Source organism: Muricauda sp. SCSIO 65647, from assembly GCF_021534965.1.
Lineage (GTDB): Bacteria > Bacteroidota > Bacteroidia > Flavobacteriales > Flavobacteriaceae > Flagellimonas_A.
In genome coordinates, this window is sequence record NZ_CP091037.1 from 2,972,636 (window position 1) to 2,990,156 (window position 17,521).

General features: G+C 42.7%; 18 protein-coding genes and 1 other RNA gene. 11 read left to right on the forward strand and 8 right to left on the reverse strand.

The features are described from left to right. Nucleotides 1-6: 6 nt before the first annotated feature. From L0P89_RS13355 to L0P89_RS13370, 4 genes are read left to right on the forward strand one after another with little or no spacing between them, the layout of a single operon-like run. Entirely contained in the window at nt 7-1,185 is a 1,179-nt protein-coding gene (locus tag L0P89_RS13355; protein WP_235265619.1) for a 3-dehydroquinate synthase, read from the forward strand. After that, entirely contained in the window at nt 1,175-2,374 is a 1,200-nt protein-coding gene (eboE, locus tag L0P89_RS13360) for a metabolite traffic protein EboE (RefSeq protein ID WP_235265620.1), read from the forward strand. Before L0P89_RS13355 ends, eboE begins: the two co-directional genes overlap by 11 nt. Then, entirely contained in the window at nt 2,371-3,750 is a 1,380-nt protein-coding gene (locus L0P89_RS13365) for an alkaline phosphatase family protein (protein ID WP_235265621.1), read from the forward strand. Before eboE ends, L0P89_RS13365 begins: the two co-directional genes overlap by 4 nt. Next, nucleotides 3,747-4,100, forward strand: a complete 354-nt coding sequence (locus L0P89_RS13370; protein WP_235265622.1) for a transmembrane 220 family protein — start codon at nt 3,747-3,749, stop codon at nt 4,098-4,100. The genes L0P89_RS13365 and L0P89_RS13370 overlap by 4 nt, the downstream gene beginning before the upstream one ends. On the opposite strand, the gene L0P89_RS13375 is transcribed toward L0P89_RS13370, so the two are convergent. Further along, nucleotides 4,095-5,870, reverse strand: a complete 1,776-nt coding sequence (locus L0P89_RS13375) for a DNA polymerase III subunit gamma/tau (RefSeq protein WP_235265623.1) — start codon at nt 5,868-5,870, stop codon at nt 4,095-4,097. The genes L0P89_RS13370 and L0P89_RS13375 overlap by 6 nt on opposite strands. A gap of 106 nt (nt 5,871-5,976) precedes the next feature. On the opposite strand from L0P89_RS13375, the gene rnpB reads away from it, so the two are divergent. After that, nucleotides 5,977-6,324, forward strand: an RNA gene (rnpB, locus tag L0P89_RS13380) — RNase P RNA component class A. Here the strand turns inward: rnpB and L0P89_RS13385 are convergent. From L0P89_RS13385 to L0P89_RS13395, 3 genes are read right to left on the reverse strand one after another with little or no spacing between them, the layout of a single operon-like run. Beyond that, nucleotides 6,321-6,857 (reverse strand): RsmD family RNA methyltransferase, encoded by a 537-nt coding sequence (locus L0P89_RS13385; protein ID WP_235265624.1) that lies wholly within the window; start codon nt 6,855-6,857, stop codon nt 6,321-6,323. The genes rnpB and L0P89_RS13385 overlap by 4 nt on opposite strands. Continuing rightward, entirely contained in the window at nt 6,858-7,697 is an 840-nt protein-coding gene (locus L0P89_RS13390; RefSeq protein ID WP_235265625.1) for a DUF3822 family protein, read from the reverse strand. After that, complete coding sequence (locus tag L0P89_RS13395) at nt 7,672-8,412, reverse strand: hypothetical protein (protein ID WP_235265626.1); 741 nt, start codon at nt 8,410-8,412, stop codon at nt 7,672-7,674. Before L0P89_RS13395 ends, L0P89_RS13390 begins: the two co-directional genes overlap by 26 nt. A gap of 105 nt (nt 8,413-8,517) precedes the next feature. Between L0P89_RS13395 and L0P89_RS13400 the strand changes: the two genes are divergently transcribed. Genes L0P89_RS13400 through L0P89_RS13425 form a run of 6 tightly spaced genes read left to right on the forward strand, consistent with a single transcriptional unit; the run spans nt 8,518 to nt 13,687 of the window. Next, nucleotides 8,518-9,954 carry an ATP-dependent RecD-like DNA helicase gene (locus tag L0P89_RS13400; protein WP_235265627.1) on the forward strand — a complete coding sequence of 479 codons (1,437 nt, stop codon included), beginning with the start codon at nt 8,518-8,520 and terminating at the stop codon, nt 9,952-9,954. Nucleotides 9,955-9,979: 25 nt separating this feature from the next. Then, complete coding sequence (locus L0P89_RS13405; RefSeq protein WP_235265628.1) at nt 9,980-10,555, forward strand: DUF4126 domain-containing protein; 576 nt, start codon at nt 9,980-9,982, stop codon at nt 10,553-10,555. Nucleotides 10,556-10,581: 26 nt separating this feature from the next. After that, nucleotides 10,582-11,295, forward strand: a complete 714-nt coding sequence (gene kdsB / locus L0P89_RS13410; protein ID WP_235268043.1) for a 3-deoxy-manno-octulosonate cytidylyltransferase — start codon at nt 10,582-10,584, stop codon at nt 11,293-11,295. After that, entirely contained in the window at nt 11,286-11,990 is a 705-nt protein-coding gene (locus L0P89_RS13415; RefSeq protein ID WP_235265629.1) for an HAD family hydrolase, read from the forward strand. The genes kdsB and L0P89_RS13415 overlap by 10 nt, the downstream gene beginning before the upstream one ends. Further along, entirely contained in the window at nt 11,990-13,117 is a 1,128-nt protein-coding gene (locus L0P89_RS13420) for an iron-containing alcohol dehydrogenase family protein (RefSeq protein ID WP_235268044.1), read from the forward strand. Before L0P89_RS13415 ends, L0P89_RS13420 begins: the two co-directional genes overlap by 1 nt. A gap of 30 nt (nt 13,118-13,147) precedes the next feature. Further along, nucleotides 13,148-13,687, forward strand: coding sequence for a 1-acyl-sn-glycerol-3-phosphate acyltransferase (locus L0P89_RS13425; protein ID WP_235265630.1), 540 nt, complete (start codon nt 13,148-13,150; stop codon nt 13,685-13,687). Here L0P89_RS13425 and L0P89_RS13430 read toward each other — a convergent pair. The 4 genes from L0P89_RS13430 to L0P89_RS13445 form a co-directional block, all read right to left on the reverse strand. Continuing rightward, complete coding sequence (locus L0P89_RS13430; protein WP_235265631.1) at nt 13,684-14,178, reverse strand: hypothetical protein; 495 nt, start codon at nt 14,176-14,178, stop codon at nt 13,684-13,686. The genes L0P89_RS13425 and L0P89_RS13430 overlap by 4 nt on opposite strands. Nucleotides 14,179-14,554: 376 nt before the next feature. Further along, complete coding sequence (locus L0P89_RS13435) at nt 14,555-15,211, reverse strand: HAD family hydrolase (protein WP_235265632.1); 657 nt, start codon at nt 15,209-15,211, stop codon at nt 14,555-14,557. Then, nucleotides 15,196-16,500: an MFS transporter gene (locus tag L0P89_RS13440; protein ID WP_235265633.1), complete on the reverse strand. Its 1,305-nt coding sequence runs from the start codon at nt 16,498-16,500 to the stop codon at nt 15,196-15,198. The genes L0P89_RS13435 and L0P89_RS13440 overlap by 16 nt, the downstream gene beginning before the upstream one ends. 131 nt (nt 16,501-16,631) lie before the next feature. Next, complete coding sequence (locus L0P89_RS13445; protein ID WP_235265634.1) at nt 16,632-17,420, reverse strand: glycerophosphodiester phosphodiesterase family protein; 789 nt, start codon at nt 17,418-17,420, stop codon at nt 16,632-16,634. Nucleotides 17,421-17,521 lie beyond the last annotated feature (101 nt).

The window sequence follows — 17,521 nt, forward strand, 5'->3', positions numbered from 1 at the left end:
CAGAGTATGAAATCGGTTTCGACCATATCACAATCTTTTTCAGTGCAGTACAGCTATCGACTGTATTTTACCGACCACCTTTTTTCTCCAAAAAATACATTGTTTCAAGAGCTTATAAACACACGCACCGATGGCGAAAAGACCAAATTGCTGTTTGTTGTAGATGGGCAGGTAGCCGCAAAGCACCCATCATTGGTTCATGATATTGGTAATTATTGCCAGTGTTTTGACCATTTAGATTGTCTTGAAGTACTATTGGTGCCAGGCGGTGAACAAAGCAAGAATGAACACGAGAACCCAAAGAAGGTGTTAAGGGCCATCAATGAAAAAGGCATTTGCCGACATTCGTACGTGGTGGCCATAGGTGGTGGTGCCGTTATCGATATGGTAGGCTATGCCGCAGCAACTGCCCACAGAGGGGTTAGGCTTATTCGGGTACCAACGACCGTGCTTGCACAGAATGATGCCGCTGTAGGGGTCAAAAACGGAATCAATGAATTCGGAAAGAAGAATTTTTTGGGCACCTTTGCCATTCCAGATGCGATAGTCAACGACTTCACCTTTTTGTCCACTTTAGACCAACGCGATTGGATTTCAGGAATCGCCGAGGCCATAAAAGTGGCCTTGATAAAAGATGCTTCTTTTTTTGATTTCTTGGAAACCAATGCTGTAGCACTTGCCCAAAGGCAAAAAGACCCTATGCAACACTTGATTCATCGATGTGCTGAAATTCATATGCAACATATCGCTACAGGTGGTGACCCGTTCGAAAGCGGTTCTTCAAGACCTTTGGATTTTGGTCATTGGGCCGCGCACAAACTCGAGCAGATGAGTGACTATACATTGCGCCATGGCGAAGCGGTCGCGATGGGCATTGCGCTCGATGTTACCTATGCCAATTTGATTGGTCTGGCAGATGATAATGCTTTGGCACGGGTGTTGAAAGTGTTGGGCGATATTGGCTTTGAACTTCAGATTCCCTTGAAAAGCAAAACGGAAGTCGATGAGTTGTTAAAGGGAATTGAAGAATTCAGGGAACATTTAGGAGGGCAGCTTACCATTACCCTGATCTCTGGAATTGGAAAAAAAGTTGATGTACACCAAATCGATTTGAAGAAAATGCACGAAGCCATTGCTTTGCGAAGCGTGGGCATAGAAGAGCTATCTTACCGATATGATGGTTAGTGGGCATTATCATCTTACCTATTGCACGAATATCCATCCTGGGGAAAACTGGAAGGTAACATTTGAAAACCTAAAAAAATACGTTCCCATTATCAAGCGGGCGTTTTCCGCAAACAACGATTTTGGTCTGGGCCTTAGACTATCGAACCAAGCCAGCATTGAACTGGCCAAGGATGGAAATTTGGAAAAGTTCAAGGAATGGTTGCATGAAAATGGCGTCTATATTTTTACGATGAACGGGTTTCCCTACGGAAATTTTCACCACCAAAGGGTAAAGGACCAAGTACATGCCCCCGATTGGACGACCGATGAACGGTACGACTATACCAGTAGGTTGTTTGACCAATTGACGATACTATTGCCAAAAGGCATGTCTGGCGGCATCTCTACTTCTCCGGTCAGCTACAAACATTGGTTTTCATCAAAAGATGCCATACAAGATGCTTTTGAAAAAGGGGCAAGGAATATGCTCGAGATTGCTCAAAAATTATATCAAATAGAGCAAGAAAAAGGCATTTACCTGCATCTTGATATTGAGCCCGAACCTGACGGACTGCTTGAAAACACTGAAGATGTGTTGATGTTCTTCAACGACTATCTGCTTCCTATTGGGGCAAAATATTTCAAGAAACGAATGGGGCTGAATGCTGTAGAATCCGAAGCATTGATAAAACGTCATTTGACCCTGTGCTACGATGTATGCCACTTTTCGTTGGCCTATGAAGAACCTGGAGACACTTTTGAAAAATTAAGGGAACAGGGCGTACGTATTGGCAAAGTCCAGATAAGTGCGGCATTGAAATTGCTTTTTGATGAAGCGGCCAAAGAAGATATCTGGAACGCTCTGTCAAGATTTGACGAGCCCGTATACCTGCACCAAGTGACCGAAAGAACCGGCGAAAGCGTGAAGACCTATTCAGACCTGCCAGAAGTTTTGGGCAAAAAAAATGATTTTTTAGAACTTCGCGCCCATTTTCATGTCCCGATTTTTTTGGAGCAATTTGCTCCTTTATATTCTACTCAAGACCATATTATCAAAGTTTTGGATTACCTGAAAAAAGATGCTGTTTGTGACCATTTAGAGGTAGAGACCTATACTTGGGAGGTGCTTCCAGAACAGTTGAAAGAAGAACTGCCAACATCGATTGTTCGTGAATTGAATTGGGTAAAACAGAGACTGGGCCGATGAAAACCGTGGTAATCAATGTAGTGGGCCTGACAAAGCGACTGATTGGCGAGCATACACCTTTTATCTCCTCCTTTCTTACGTCAGGCAAGCATTCGGTAATCGAACCTTCCTTTCCGGCGGTGACCTGCACGGCACAATCGAATTATGTGACGGGCAAAAGGCCCAATGAACACGGTATCGTGGGCAATGGGTGGTATTTTAAGGATGAGAACGAAGTGAAGTTTTGGAGACAGTCGAACAAATTGGTACAGGCACCAAAACTATGGGAGAAGATGAAGGCTACCGACCCTAATTTTACCTGCGCCAATCTTTTTTGGTGGTACAATATGTACTCATCGGCCGACTACAGTGTGACGCCCAGACCCAATTATTTGGCAGATGGTCGTAAGATACCTGATGTGTACTCGTATCCGGCAAAGCTTCGCGATGAATTGCAGGCCGAATTGGGCACATTTCCACTTTTCAATTTTTGGGGCCCAAAGACATCAATAAAATCAAGTCAGTGGATTGCAGATGCCGCTATGATCACAGACAAAAAGTACGATCCGACACTTACACTCATCTATCTGCCACACCTTGATTACAACCTGCAGCGATATGGTCACGACTATGATAAAATTTCAAAAGATCTACAGGAAATAGACACGGTGATCGAACAGTTGGCCGGGTATTATTTAGAACAGGGGTGCAACATCGTACTGCTATCAGAATATGGCATAACCGATGTAAACAACCCCATACATTTGAACAGGGCATTGCGCGAAAGCGGATATTTGGTTGTACGGGAAGAACGAGGACTTGAACTGCTCGACGCCGGTGCCAGCAGGGCTTTTGCAGTGGCCGATCACCAAGTGGCCCATATATATTTGAATGATGCCACCATCAAGCAAGAAGTTGTTGAGATTTTACGGCGGCAAAAAGGTGTTGAAAAGGTATTATACGGCGATACCATTTCAGATGCAGGCCTGGAGCATGAACGAACCGGTGATCTAGTTGTCGTGGCAGATGCTGATTCTTGGTTTACCTACTATTTTTGGGAAGATGACCGAAAGGCACCTGATTTTGCCCGAATGGTCGATATTCATAAAAAACCGGGATATGACCCTGTTGAGATGTTCGTAGATCCTAGCGATAGACTTGTCATGGGCAAGGTGCTGCTGAAGTTGCTCAAGAAAAAACTGGGCTTTAGAACAGTCATGGATATTATTCCGCTGAAAGCTGAATTGGTGAAGGGCTCGCATGGGCGAACGCCCGAAAGTGATCTCGATTTTCCTGTTCTGATTTCGAACAATAGCGATCTTTCATTGCCTAAACAGTTACAATCAACCGATGTTTTTACTATTTTGGAAACACATTTAAAAACAACCATACCATGAAAAATTTCTTTAAAATTTTGGCGCTGGTCTTTACCGGACTGTTCATTTGGGCAGCCGCTGTACAACACAACGACCCCGATTCGTTGCATTGGTACCTCCTTTACGGAATGGCGGCTTTGGCCTCTTTATTGTTTATTTTGGGAAACCTCAGATTTCTATGGGCAGTTTTTCTTTTCGGATTTTATATCGGATTTGCCATTTACTATTGGCCTGAAAAATTCGAGGGTGTGACCATAGGCGAAGGTGATATCGTGAACATAGAACGAGGAAGGGAAGCATTGGGTTTGGGCATCACTGCACTTATCATGCTCATTTATGCCGTGCGCATTCGTGTTGCCAAGAGTTCATAGATCCAGATCGAACTCTTTTCGCAATAGCTCGATCGTGGGGTTTTTCTCTTTCAACTTTTGATATTTCTCTTCGGGGGTAAAAGCATATTTCTGTATGGCCTCTTCGTTTACGGCAATCTGTAGTTGAATGGAGTGGTTGTTCAATTTTTCCTTGAGATAGTCTAAAAGAGGTTTTTGCTCACGTTCCACTTCCTTTTTCATCGTGTGGTTGGGCAATTCGATTTTGATGATATGACCGTTCAACAATTTGGGTATATCGGTCTGTAGGCTACTGGCCAAGATTCTTCTACCCTTTTTGATGAGTTTTTTGGTAAAGTCGGCCCAATGTTGCTGCATATCGGCTTCTGTAAAAGGATCCTTTGGCAGGTCGTTTTTATCGACAATGGTTGTCTCTTTAGTGTTTTGATGCTCTTTTTTTGCCTTAATGCTCGATAGTGAAAGGCCTGATACCCTTTTTTGGGGATTTTCCAATGTGATTTTTGGTGGTTCGGGCATTTCTTCTGAAGCAGGCACAACAGGGGGCTCTATTTTTTCCCCAGAAATGATTTCTTCAGATTTCTTTACTGCCGACACTTCATGTACAGGGAGCGAGGTCGACTCGGCGATTTCCCTTTTTTCAGTTGGAGGTGGCGGGGCATATGTCGAGGTCTCGCCATTTTTTTGACCCTTGAAGTACGAGGCAGGTATTATCGCATCATCCTTTTTTTTTTCGCCCTCAAAGGTAAGCGACGCCAATTGCATCAACATTAGTTCGACCAATAATCGCTGGTTTCTACTGGTCTTGTACTTTAGGTCACAGTCATTGGCAATCTCTAAAGCCCGCAGCAGAAAAGCTTTTGATGTTTCTTTTGCTTGGTCTAAATATTCTTTTTTGACGGCCTCACCAACTTCCAACAACTCAATTGTGGCTTCGTTTTTACATACCATCAAATCCCTGAAATGGGTGGCCAGGCCAGTAACAAAATGGTGCCCGTCGAATCCAAGGGCAATGACCTTATTGAAAAGCACCAAAAGACTTGGGATATCATTTTTTAAGATGAGTTCAACAGTCTTGAAATAGGTTTCGAAATCAAGCACGTTGAGATTTTCTGAAACTGCTTTTCGGGTCAACCGTTTGCCTGAAAAACTGACGACCCTATCAAAGATAGAAAGTGCATCACGCATCGCTCCGTCGGCTTTTTGGGCTATGATATGAAGTGCATCCTCATCAGCTTCAACCCCTTGTTCTTTGGCAATGTACTGCAAGTATTTGGCGGTGTCTTTGACCGTTATCCTTTTAAAATCAAATATCTGGCAGCGCGAAAGAATAGTAGGTATGATTTTATGCTTTTCCGTTGTTGCGAGAATGAAAATGGCATGTTTTGGGGGCTCTTCCAAAGTTTTCAGAAACGCATTGAACGCAGACTGCGAAAGCATATGCACCTCGTCGATGATATAGACCTTATACTTGCCGACCTGTGGCGGAATTCTCACTTGGTCAATTAGGTTGCGTATATCATCAACAGAGTTGTTCGAAGCGGCATCGAGTTCAAAAATATTGAAAGCAAAATCTTCATTTTCACCTTCCGTGCCATCTTGGTTGATTTTTTTGGCCAAAATACGCGCACAAGTGGTCTTGCCTACCCCTCTTGGTCCACAGAAAAGTAGGGCTTGTGCCAGATGGTCATGCTCAATGGCATTTTCAAGGGTATTGGTTATGGCTTCTTGCCCCACCACATCCTTGAATGATTGAGGTCTATATTTACGTGCCGATACTACAAAAGGTTCCAAAATGGCATGATTATAGCTAAACACAAATATAGGAATAGGAGTGGTGATTCAATATATTGGATTGTTTGTAGCATTAATTTTTATCAACAATTAAGCTACCTTTGCAATTGCAGGCCACCTTATCGCTTCAACCTTTTTGGTTGGGGAGGAAAGTCCGGACACCAAAGTGCAACATAACGGGTAACGCCCGTCTCCCGATAGCTATCGGGAAGGACCAGTGCAACAGAAAGTATGTACAGTTAGGCTGTAGTGAAATCAGGTAAACTCTATGTGGTGAAACGTCATGTAAACCAGTGTTCCGATAGTTATCGGAAAAGGGTGGCACGCTCGAGCTGGAGGGTAGGCGGATAGAGATTTTGGGCGACCAAGATTTTAGATAAATGATAAGGAATTCTGAATCCCGGTAGCTATCGGGGCAGAACACACAGAATCCGGCTTATGGCCTGCTTTTTACCATTCGAAAAAACTAAAGGTACTTCCCCCATATTTTCTACCCTCTTGAAAATGGTATAATTTGGACAAATCGGTTTGTGAGGCATGCTCGATGATCAGAAGTCCATCTTCATTCAGTAGCTTTTCAGCAAAAACCAATTCGACTATTTTTTGAAAATCGTCTGGCATGAAGCTGTAGGGCGGGTCGGAAAAGATGATGTCAAACTTCAAATCGTTTCCCTTCAAAAATTTATAAACATCTGCCTTGACCGTTTTGATACCAAGTTCAAGTTCTTTCGAAATCTTTGCAATATAGCTCACACAAGCTGAATGGCTATCAACGGCCGTTACATCTCTACAACCTCTTGAAGCAAACTCATAGCTTATGTTTCCTGTACCCGCGAATAGATCTAATACCTTCAGTTCGTCAAAAAAAAACGTGTTGTTGAGAATGTTGAATAGCCCTTCTTTCGCCATATCAGTGGTTGGGCGTACCGGCAACTTTTTGGGGGCGACAAGTCGTTTGCCCCTATATTTTCCTGAAATGATCCGCATTTAAAGGGAACTTAAAAGTGTGAGATCAATTGAATCTTCTTGAAGATGATCAAAAAAATAAGAGGAGTTCGCAAGGGTAAAGACCGAGATATTTTTGATATACCCGTAACAGAGCGTATAAACCGAATCGTTTTCTTCAATTCTTCCGAACAGCTTTAGATGGTGCTTTTCAACATCGAGCCCCAATTGCTCGAACACAAAGAGCACATAGTACAAGAAGTCTTCTTTGGTTTGATAATCGAAGAAGTTGTACAACAAAAGACTTTTTTGGCGAACCACGATTATTTCGAGCGTTCGCTCGGTCACGTGAACATAACAAATGGGTTCAGAACCCGTATTTTGCTGCTCTAGCAGTGTCTGTATCAAAACAGTGCCTGAATGCTTAAACTCAAATTCGCCGTATTGTTCAAAAATATAATTATTTACATTGGTGTACGGCACATATACATTGACCATATCATGATTTTTTATTTCGTCGAAAACGATATGGTCACTGGGCAATATTTTGGTATTGAACTTTAGGTAATTGGGTAGCTCGTCGGCATTAAAGAACACTTTGGGCACAATACTGAACAAGTTGTTTTGGTGCACAACCGTAACATTTGAGATCTGGTGCCGCGCAACATTCTTTTGGGCAAAAAGATTTTTTAATTCCTTTAGTAAAAGGTAAGGTGTAGATTCTGTCTTGAATACGAGTTGATCAGAATCAACTATTTTGTTTCCAATGGTATCGATAATACAAAAAGAAAGTCCATTCAAGCCAACCTGAATGGACAATTTCTTAAAAGGAGTATCAGTTATAGTGTTGTCTATATTATTGGTTTTCACCTTTTCTATCATAAATAGCGGGCCAATTACCACTGGTACTGACCTCAGTGAGCGAGCCTACCTTGATTTCGGTACCATTCACTTCTTCAACACTTATATGGGCATTTTCGCGCTCTAAAAGATCTTGAGGCTGGTCATGTAGCACCACATCTTTTTTGATTTTTGCCTCAAACACCGCAGCTCTGTAACCGCTCTTATCGATGATGTCGGCTTTTAATTCAAATTTCTCATTGTTTTGGCCAAAGGGCACGTTCATCATGGTCTTGTACCGATCACTGTTTTTGAACAATGAATCGCGAACCCCGACAAAGCCCAAAGTGTCGATGATGACCGTATCTTTTTGCAACTCAATTTGATATATCTTGTCATAGCGCATAAAAGAAGAGTCACGTTGTTGGGTGATCGTAAAGTTGGCCGTATCAACAAATTGAACGAGACCATTGAAATCATTTGCATATTTTCCTTTGACCGTCTTATGGGCCTCTTGCGCATTACGAATATCCTTAAGCTTGGCAATAACGGCCGCATAACGCTCTTGTTTCACCTTTTCAAACTGAATTGGGGCCGTGATGGAGTTGTAAATGAGATAACCCATAAAAATACTCAAAATGCCAAACAATAGAATCAAAAAAGGCTTTGCTTTCAGCGGCAAGAATTTATCAATGATATATACCAACAAGAAAGTTACAAGGCATATACCGACTACAATTAGTATCAATTTCAACATAGTGGATAGTCTTTCTGAGTTAATTTAGTGGTTATTCACAAATCTACAATTTTTTTTTAATCACGAAACTTTTTCATCAAAAAACAGGTCTATCTTTAGGGCATCATGAACGACTTGACAACTACGGATTTTTACGGTCTTCTGCTTGAGAAATTTTCTTATGAGCCTACCCAAAAACAGAAGGCCGCATTAAAGAAACTTTCCGAATTCGCCCTATCAAAAAAAAAGGATGAACTCTTCGTTTTAAAAGGTTTTGCCGGTACGGGCAAAACCACTTTAATGGCCTGTTTGGTCAATATGTTATGGAAGGCCAGATTGAAATACGTTTTAATGGCCCCCACAGGTAGGGCGGCCAAGGTCATGAGCGGTTATTCAAGCGCTACGGCAAATACCATCCATAAGAAGATCTACTTTCCAAAGAAGAATACATCAGGGGCGATCAAATTTGTTTTGGCTCCCAACAAACACCGAAATACATTGTTTATTGTCGATGAGGCTTCAATGATTTCTGATGTGGGAGCTGATTCAAAACTATTCGATAACGGGTTGTTAGATGACCTTATGCATTATGTCTATTCAGGTCATCAATGTAAGCTTATCTTGATCGGTGACATGGCACAATTACCCCCTGTTGGCGCTGATCTGAGTCCGGCATTGAACGGCGACCAGCTTTCCCTGGGCTACGATAAAGAAGTAGAGATGCTCGAGCTTGATGAAGTAGTTCGACAGGCCAGTGATTCTGGTATCTTAATGAATGCAACGGGCATTCGAGAACAAATTCAAAGTGGTTTTTTTGAAGGATTTAGATTTCAATTGCATCCTTTTGAAGACATCATCAGACTTGTTGATGGCCATGAAATACAGGAAGCCATAGATTCTTCCTATTCGCAGAACGGAAAAGAAGAAACCGCCATTATCGTTCGGTCAAACAAAAGGGCCAACCTGTACAACCAAAACATTCGTGAACGTATACTGTTTCTTGAAAATGAGATTTCGGTAGGCGACTATATGATGGTTGTAAAAAACAACTATTTCTGGCTTAGGCCCAATTCAGAGGCTGGTTTCATCGCCAATGGCGATATCATTGAAGTACTCGAGATATTTGCCATTAAACAGTTATACGGCTTTTCATTTGCAGAGGTAAAGGCCAGAATGGTCGATTATCCGAACCAAAGGCCATTTGAAACAGTCTTGCTATTAGATACCATAAGTGCCGAATCACCCTCATTGCCTTACGAAGAGAGCAATCGATTATATCAAGAGGTCGCTCAAGATTATGCCCATGAAAAATCGAAGTACAAGCGTTTTTTGGGTGTCAAGAACAACCGTTACTTCAATGCGCTCCAAGTCAAATTTTCATATGCCATTACCTGTCATAAATCACAAGGTGGTCAATGGAACACCGTTTTTGTTGAACAACCATACGTCATAAATGGTGTAGACAAAGAATATTTGAGGTGGCTGTACACTGCCGTGACCAGGGCCAAGAGAAAACTATATCTTATCGGCTTTTCCAATAATTTTTTTCTTGAGGGCGAATGATCTATTTTCGTGAAAAGGCTAGTTAATGACACAAGAGACGATCATCAGTATTTTTTTGGGGATAGGACTGGCCGCCTCGACGGGGTTTCGAGTCTTTTTGCCCCTTTTTGTGCTGAGTCTCGCTGCCCATTTCGGTTTATGGGAGCTTAACGATAATTGGGCATGGATAGGAAGCCTTGCCGCCGTCATCACTCTTGGAGTGGCCACTTTGGTTGAGATATTCGCCTATTTCATTCCTTGGGTCGATAACCTTCTTGATAGCGTCGCCATACCCCTTGCCGCTATTGCCGGCACGGCCGTGATGGTATCGACAGTCGCCAATTTAGATCCTGTGATTACCTGGTCACTGGCCATTATCGCCGGTGGCGGAACCGCAACGGCCATTAAGGGGGCCAACGCAGCAGGAAGGCTTACTTCGACGGCTACTACGGGCGGAGTGGCCAATCCATTGGTTTCAACGGTTGAAACAGGTACTGCCGCTGTGGTCTCGACCGCTTCAATATTTGCCCCAATAGTCGCCACTTTTTTGGTGATCATCATCTTGGCGTTCATCTTTAGTATCTATAGAAAACTACGGCCAAGAAAGAACAGAAAAACATAATTCGTGCCTCAGTGAAGATAATTTCAATGATACCTGCCCGTTATCAGGCATCGAGGTTTCCGGCTAAATTGATGCAAGACCTTGAAGGCAAACCGGTTATTCTACGTACCTATGAGGCTACAAAAAAGACAGGACTCTTTGATGAGGTGTACGTGGTGACCGATAGCGATATCATTTTCGAGTTGGTGGTCAACAATGGTGGCAAGGCCATCATGAGCAAGCACGAGCATGAGAGTGGTAGCGATCGAATAGCAGAGGCCGTTGAAGAATTGGATGTCGATATTGTGGTCAACGTACAAGGTGATGAACCGTTTATCGAAAAAGAAAGTCTTGCCAAGGTGTTGGCCGTTTTTAAAGAAGATGTCAATGAAGAAATCGATTTGGCTTCTTTGATGACACCAATTGTTGATTGGGATGAAATTTCAAATCCGAATACGGTAAAGGTCATTGTCGATGGCCGTAACTTTGCCCTGTATTTTTCGAGATCACCGATCCCCTATCCGAGAGATAAAGGTGCAAATCCAAAATATTATAAGCACAAGGGCATTTATGCCTTTCGCAAGAGGGCTTTGCTTGACTTTCAGCGCTTGCCCATGTTGCCGTTGGAAGCCAGTGAGAAAATCGAGGCCATCAGATTTTTAGAGCATGGCAAAAAAATCAAAATGGTCGAAACCGAAGTCACGGGCATAGAAATCGATACACCTGAAGATCTAGAAAGAGCCAGAAAAGTATGGAGGTAGACTATTCGAACATAAAAGTGATCGGGTTTGATGCCGATGATACCCTATGGGTAAACGAAACCTATTTTCGCGAGGCCGAAGAACGTTTTGCCGAATTGCTCGAAAACTATGAGACAAAGAACAAAATCGACCAAGAATTGTTCAAAATAGAGATGAAGAACCTCGAACTGTATGGGTATGGTATCAAAGGCTTTGTGCTTTCAATGGTCGAGTGTGCACTTGACTTGTCAAATACCAAGATTTCGCAAGAAACCATATCAAAAATCTTGCATCTAGGTAAGGAGATGATAGCAAAACCGGTCGAATTGTTGGATGGTGTAGAGGAGGTGCTGCAAAAATTGGCCGACAAATACCGATTGATCGTTTTGACCAAGGGCGACCTTTTGGATCAAGAACGCAAGCTGAAACGATCTGGCCTTTCAAAATATTTTCATCATGTAGAGGTGCTCAGCGACAAAAAAGAAGAGAATTATAGCAATCTGTTAGAACACTTGAACATAGCACATGAAGAGTTTTTGATGATCGGCAACTCGTTGAAGTCAGATGTTTTGCCGATATTGAACATTGGGGCAAAGGCCGTACATGTTCCTTTTCACACCACTTGGGCGCATGAATTGGTGTCAGAAGAAGAAATAGTGAACGACCATCTAAAATTGAATAGAATAACAGATATTCTGAAATATTTGAAATTATGATGGAAGAATTGAACAAATCGGGCCACGAACCCCTGACGAAAAAAATACAAACGGGGTACCGCAACTTTCCGATGGTGCCAAGGGTCGTTTTTGGTAGGGGAAGTTTTAGCCAACTAGCCGATATTTTGTTGCCTAAACGTAGAAATTCAGATGCCCCGATTATTTTTCTGGTAGATGATTTTTTCGAAGGAAAAGAGTTGCAAGAGCGTATTCCCTGGTTGTTCAACGACCAGATTATTTTCATATCTGCAGACGAAGAGCCGAAGACCGAACAAGTCGATGCACTTGTCTCAAAAATAAGGGAAGAGTTTGATGAGCTTCCCTCTGGTATTGTGGGCATTGGTGGCGGTACCTTACTTGACTTGGCCAAGGCCGTAGCCATTATGCTGACCAATAAAGGCGTTGCAGAGCAATACCAAGGCTGGGACTTGGTCGAAAAACCGGCCATATACCATGTCGGTGTGCCGACCATAAGCGGTACGGGCGCAGAAGTATCCCGTACAACAGTTCTTTTGAGCCCTGACAAGAAGTTGGGCATCAATTCAGATTATACCACATTTGACCAAGTGGTACTTGACCCTGAACTAACGACCACAGTGCCAAAAGACCAATGGTTCTATACGGGTATGGATTGTTTTATACATTGTATCGAATCCCTTAACGGCACCTATTTGAACACCTTTAGCCAAAGTTATGGTGAAGCGGCGCTCAACCTTTGCAAAGAGGTTTTTCTTAACGGTCTTCATGAAGAAGAGGCCCAAGACAAATTGATGATGGCGTCTTGGCATGGGGGCATGAGCATCGCCTATTCGCAGGTGGGCATTGCCCACGCCATGAGCTATGGGCTTTCTTACGCTTTGGGCATCAAACACGGTATTGGCAACTGTTTGGTGTTTCAACATCTTTCTGAGTTTTATCATGATGGGGTAGTGCTCTTTGAACAAATGCTCGAGAAGCAACAGCTTGTGTTGCCCGAGGGTGTTTGTGCCCATCTATCATCTGCCGAATTTGACGCCATGATTTCAGTGGCCCTGCGTATGGAACCCCTTTGGGAAAATGCTTTGGGAAGGGATTGGAAAAAAATGATCACCCCAGAAAAACTCAAATCGATCTACAAAAAGATTTAGGGCTGGGAAGTCTTCCCAAAAAGTACGTCTATGCATAGAATAGCCAAATTTCTCTATTACAGAATAATGGGCTGGAAACTAGTTGGACATTTTCCTGAGATGGAGAAATGTGTGGTCATCGTGGTACCGCACACCCATTGGCATGATTTTTTTCTAGGTCTTGTCGTACGAAAGGTAGTGAATAGAGAAATACATTACATCGGTAAAAAAAGTCTGTTCAAACCCCCTTTTGGATGGTTTTTTCGATGGACGGGCGGTACCCCTGTTGACCGTTCGAAGAACAACAATCTCGTCGATACGGTCGTTCATATTTTTAAGGAACGAAAAGTGTTCAGATTGGCATTGGCCCCAGAGGGCACACGAAAAAAGGTAACGCGTTTGAAAACAGGTTTTTACTATATCGCCAAAGGTGCTGAAGTGCCGATTGTAATGGTCGCCTTTGATTTTGGCAAGAAACAGGTCAAAATTTCAAGACCGTTTCATACGACAGACAATATAGAAAGCGATTTTACAACCATTCACGAATTCTTCAAAGGTGTAAAGGGCAAGGTTCCTGAACTCAGTTTCTAGGTCTTTTTCAGAATCTTTGACTTCGGTTTTTCTTTTTTCTTACTGTTGCCGGGAAACACCAAATTCGTGCTTGAAAATGAATCCCCAAAGGTAAGGGCAGCAGCATATACCTGTTGAATCGCGTCTATGACCTGATATTCAGACAACTCACGTAGCGGATGGGCATACACCGACCAGATAATCTCATCGCTCAAGGCATATTTGACATCGAGTGCAGAGTGAAAATTGGCCACTAGGGCGTTCAGTAAATCTTCTTCTGTCAATTTTTCACGTTCGATAATGGGCGCGATGATGCGCATGCGATTGGCATTTTCATCATGGATACAGATCAAAAGGCTGTTGTTGAACATGAATTGAATGGAATTGTTCTGCACAGAAACGGTATCGACCTCCTGTTCTATGATTGATAACAACCTCTCTACCGTCATTTCTTGGGCAACTGTCATAGTAACATAGAGAAGTGACGCAACAAAGAAAAAGCTGATTTTCATGACAGGAAGTTTTGAATTATGTCGGTGTTGGCATGGGTAAATTACGGCGAAATGACCAATGTTCGACAAATCGTGAATAAAAACGATATGGACATACCATAACCTCTGTACCGGTCAAGATGTTCTTTTCTGATATACGTTTTTTCCAAATATTCCGTCATTGCCCCTAAATAACTATTGATTTGACCTGTTTGATCTGAAATGAACCGGGTACTCCGAATTCCATTCTCTTTACCACCATATCGGTCGCCCACTTTCCGATTTTCATGGTGCACTGATCAATGACCCCGACCTTATCGATCAGAAACCCTTTTTCATGTCCTTAGAATTCTATTTCAATAATTTCCAATGCCATGTTTTACTTGCCTATTATTGTTTAGTGGGTGTTATTTTCAACCAAGTTCAACCAGTCGTAATTTTTTACATGAAATACCTGTAGCCCTGTTTCTTTTGCGTGATTAATATTTTCAAGCGAATCATCAACAAATAGTGTTTTAATAGGAACAATGCCACTATCACTTATTACAAATTGGAAAGTTTTTATATCAGGTTTTCTCATACCAATTTCATGTGAATAGTACGCTTTTTCAAACAGTTCATTAAAATGGAAGCCATATTGTTTTTTGAACTGCGATAAAAACTTACGTTGATGTATGCAATTGGTATTGCTTAGCAGGAAAATACGATACTTGTTCTTTAACCTCATTAAAAAATCGATTCGTTCTTTGGGCATGCCCAATATCATGGCATTCCATGCTTTGCCAATTGCACTTGGTAAAATATCTTGATCGGACATTTTCGTTAGCTCTGATAGAAATTCGGTTTTTGAAATTTTTCCAATTTCAAGATCATAAAAAACTCGATTCGTATAATGATGGCCTGTTTCGTTTATGATATTGGTAATACCCAAGCACCGAAAACCCTCAATGGTCTTACCGACATCCAAATCCATAATGACCCCTCCCAAATCGAAAATGATATTTTTTATATCACCTTTCATACCAACTTCTCTTTTTTTTATGTTTTCTTCCAAGTAAACAATGCAAATACCACAGAGAGCACGGCCGCACCGATCCAAAAGATGGTTATCGATGAAAAATCATATAGGGTCTCCCCATTTACCACTGATTTATTTCCCTCTATGAGAAAACCGCTGGCAATATCCTGTATCCCAGCTGCGGCGTAGCTCATAATGCCCACCATACCGAGTGCGGCCCCTGATGCTTTTTTAGAGGCTATATCGACCGCCATAAGGCCGCCTAGATAACAGATAAGGGCCCCGATGGCCAGACCAAAGATGACCATGCTCAGGGCATCGATCCACCAGAGACCTTTTGGCCCCAGTAGAAAGAGCGATAGGCCCAGAACATTCATCAACCCGTACAAAAGTGCGGGCATGTTTCGATGCCCCTTGAAGAACTTGTCAGAGATAAATCCAGAGGATGCCGTGCCCAATATGCCGCAAACGGCACTAATGGCCACCAATGAATTGGCCTCGGTAAGGGTGTATCCCTTAGCCGCTTCAAAATAATAAGGCCCCCAACTGTTGACTGCATAGCGTGAGATGTACATAAAACCGCTTGAAAGGGCCAACAACCAGATATAGGGGTTTTTCAAGGCAAGTTTCTGTTCGCCCCAGGTAGTGGTCTTTTTGGTGACCGTCTCAGGGTTTACCGGAGAAAGTCCCTTACTTTCGGGACTGTCATGAAAGAACATGAAAATGAGCACTGCGCCAAAGATTCCGATCAATGCCGCTGAACGAAACCCCCATTGCCAACCAAAATAGGAGGCAACGACCGCCGTGAGGATATAGGTGAGTGCCTCACCAATGTTATGGCTGGTGCTCCAAAAACCATAGAAGCTTCCCCGCTCCTTGTCCGTATACCAACGGGAGAGGGAGACGACACTTGACGGTGCCCCCATGGACTGCACCCAACCGTTCACGCCCCAACAGATGGCAAAAAAGAGAAATACCCCTGTAAAACCCATCGCCAAATTCGCCAAAGCCGAAACCAATAGCCCAAATGACATAAACCGCCGTATGTTGCTATGGTCGGCCAAAAAGCCATTGGTGAACTTGCCCACGGCATAGCTGAAGAACAATGCCGAACCCACTATGCCCAATTGCGATTCGGTCAATACCCCACTGTCAACAATAGGCTTTTTGACCACGTTCAAGCTCAAGCGGCATACATAGTACAGCCCGTAGCCTATGGTGGCCGATAAGAATACCTGCCATTTGAGCCGTCTGTACTTCGTCTGTTGCTCTAGCTTTGTGCCTGCGGGAGAGACTGGAGGCGATTTTTTAAAATAACCTAGCATAAAATTTACAATCTTTTACAATAGTTTTAAAAGGGGAAAGAAAAGCGCAGACTTGCTGCGCTTTTCGCTTCAATTAACTCAAAAAAACTAACTAACTCTACTTATTATTGGTCAATGAAGAATCAAAGCGTTCAATTTCTTAACCCCTTAGATTTCAGATATTTCAACAATTCTTCGGGCCGATCGGTCATAATTCCGTCCGCTCCCTGTTCTATAAGCCAGCCCCAAGCCTTTTCCGGACCTTCCAGGAGAGCGACTTCATCGGTTCGGCCCGCACAAAGGTCATCCCATAGGGCAATGGCCAAAAAGCCATCTCCATCTTTTTTCAAATCTTGAATTATGGCAAATGTTTCTGCTCTTTCAGAATCGAAAAGTGTCTCATAATAAAAGGGGTCAATTGTATTTTCGTATGTTTCTCGGTAGGCCCTGACTTCTTTGTTTCCTGGCCATAATTTTGGCATATAGATTATGCTGTCCATCAAGGTTCCGTATTTTTCCTTCATGACCTCAAAATCATCATTGCCCTTAAAAATGGCGTGATCTGTGGTCCCCGTTTTTTTTAGCACTTCGTAAGCTTCTCTTACCCATCGACTTTCTGTCTTATCCAAATTCACCATCACCTTACCCTTGACCAAGTTCATTACTTCCTCTAAAGTTGGCACTTGCTGTCTTGAATGTCTTACCCCACAAGCATTCTTCAATCTTAGCTTTTTGATTTCTTCAAGAGTAAGATCACTGACCCGGCCTTTGCCATTTGTGGTTCGATCTACCGTTTCATCGTGCATGGCCACTAAATAACCATCTTTGGTAAGCCTAAAATCCAACTCGATTACATCTACCCCCAAATCAATACAACGCTGTATCGCTTGAAGACTATTTTCAGGCGCATATCGCCAATCGCCACGATGTGATACTACCACGATGTGGTTCTTGGACGGGTTTTTAAGATGTTGCAAAATTTTAGCCGACCTAGTTGCATCTTGCGGATAAGTACTGCACACTATGCCCAGTAAGAACAGTA

What these genes read in the sequence shown, in the direction of transcription:
- L0P89_RS13415 (WP_235265629.1), top strand. Translation starts at nt 11,286, where the DNA reads ATGGAGGTAGACTATTCGAACATAAAAGTGATCGGGTTTGATGCCGAT.
- kdsB (WP_235268043.1), top strand. Translation starts at nt 10,582, where the DNA reads ATGATACCTGCCCGTTATCAGGCATCGAGGTTTCCGGCTAAATTGATG.
- L0P89_RS13355 (WP_235265619.1), top strand. Translation starts at nt 7, where the DNA reads ATGAAATCGGTTTCGACCATATCACAATCTTTTTCAGTGCAGTACAGC.
- L0P89_RS13365 (WP_235265621.1), top strand. Translation starts at nt 2,371, where the DNA reads ATGAAAACCGTGGTAATCAATGTAGTGGGCCTGACAAAGCGACTGATT.
- L0P89_RS13405 (WP_235265628.1), top strand. Translation starts at nt 9,980, where the DNA reads ATGACACAAGAGACGATCATCAGTATTTTTTTGGGGATAGGACTGGCC.
- eboE (WP_235265620.1), top strand. Translation starts at nt 1,175, where the DNA reads ATGATGGTTAGTGGGCATTATCATCTTACCTATTGCACGAATATCCAT.
- L0P89_RS13425 (WP_235265630.1), top strand. Translation starts at nt 13,148, where the DNA reads ATGCATAGAATAGCCAAATTTCTCTATTACAGAATAATGGGCTGGAAA.
- L0P89_RS13440 (WP_235265633.1), bottom strand. Translation starts at nt 16,500, where the DNA reads ATGCTAGGTTATTTTAAAAAATCGCCTCCAGTCTCTCCCGCAGGCACA.
- L0P89_RS13395 (WP_235265626.1), bottom strand. Translation starts at nt 8,412, where the DNA reads ATGTTGAAATTGATACTAATTGTAGTCGGTATATGCCTTGTAACTTTC.
- L0P89_RS13390 (WP_235265625.1), bottom strand. Translation starts at nt 7,697, where the DNA reads ATGATAGAAAAGGTGAAAACCAATAATATAGACAACACTATAACTGAT.
- L0P89_RS13385 (WP_235265624.1), bottom strand. Translation starts at nt 6,857, where the DNA reads ATGCGGATCATTTCAGGAAAATATAGGGGCAAACGACTTGTCGCCCCC.
- L0P89_RS13430 (WP_235265631.1), bottom strand. Translation starts at nt 14,178, where the DNA reads ATGAAAATCAGCTTTTTCTTTGTTGCGTCACTTCTCTATGTTACTATG.
- L0P89_RS13400 (WP_235265627.1), top strand. Translation starts at nt 8,518, where the DNA reads ATGAACGACTTGACAACTACGGATTTTTACGGTCTTCTGCTTGAGAAA.
- L0P89_RS13370 (WP_235265622.1), top strand. Translation starts at nt 3,747, where the DNA reads ATGAAAAATTTCTTTAAAATTTTGGCGCTGGTCTTTACCGGACTGTTC.
- L0P89_RS13420 (WP_235268044.1), top strand. Translation starts at nt 11,990, where the DNA reads ATGGAAGAATTGAACAAATCGGGCCACGAACCCCTGACGAAAAAAATA.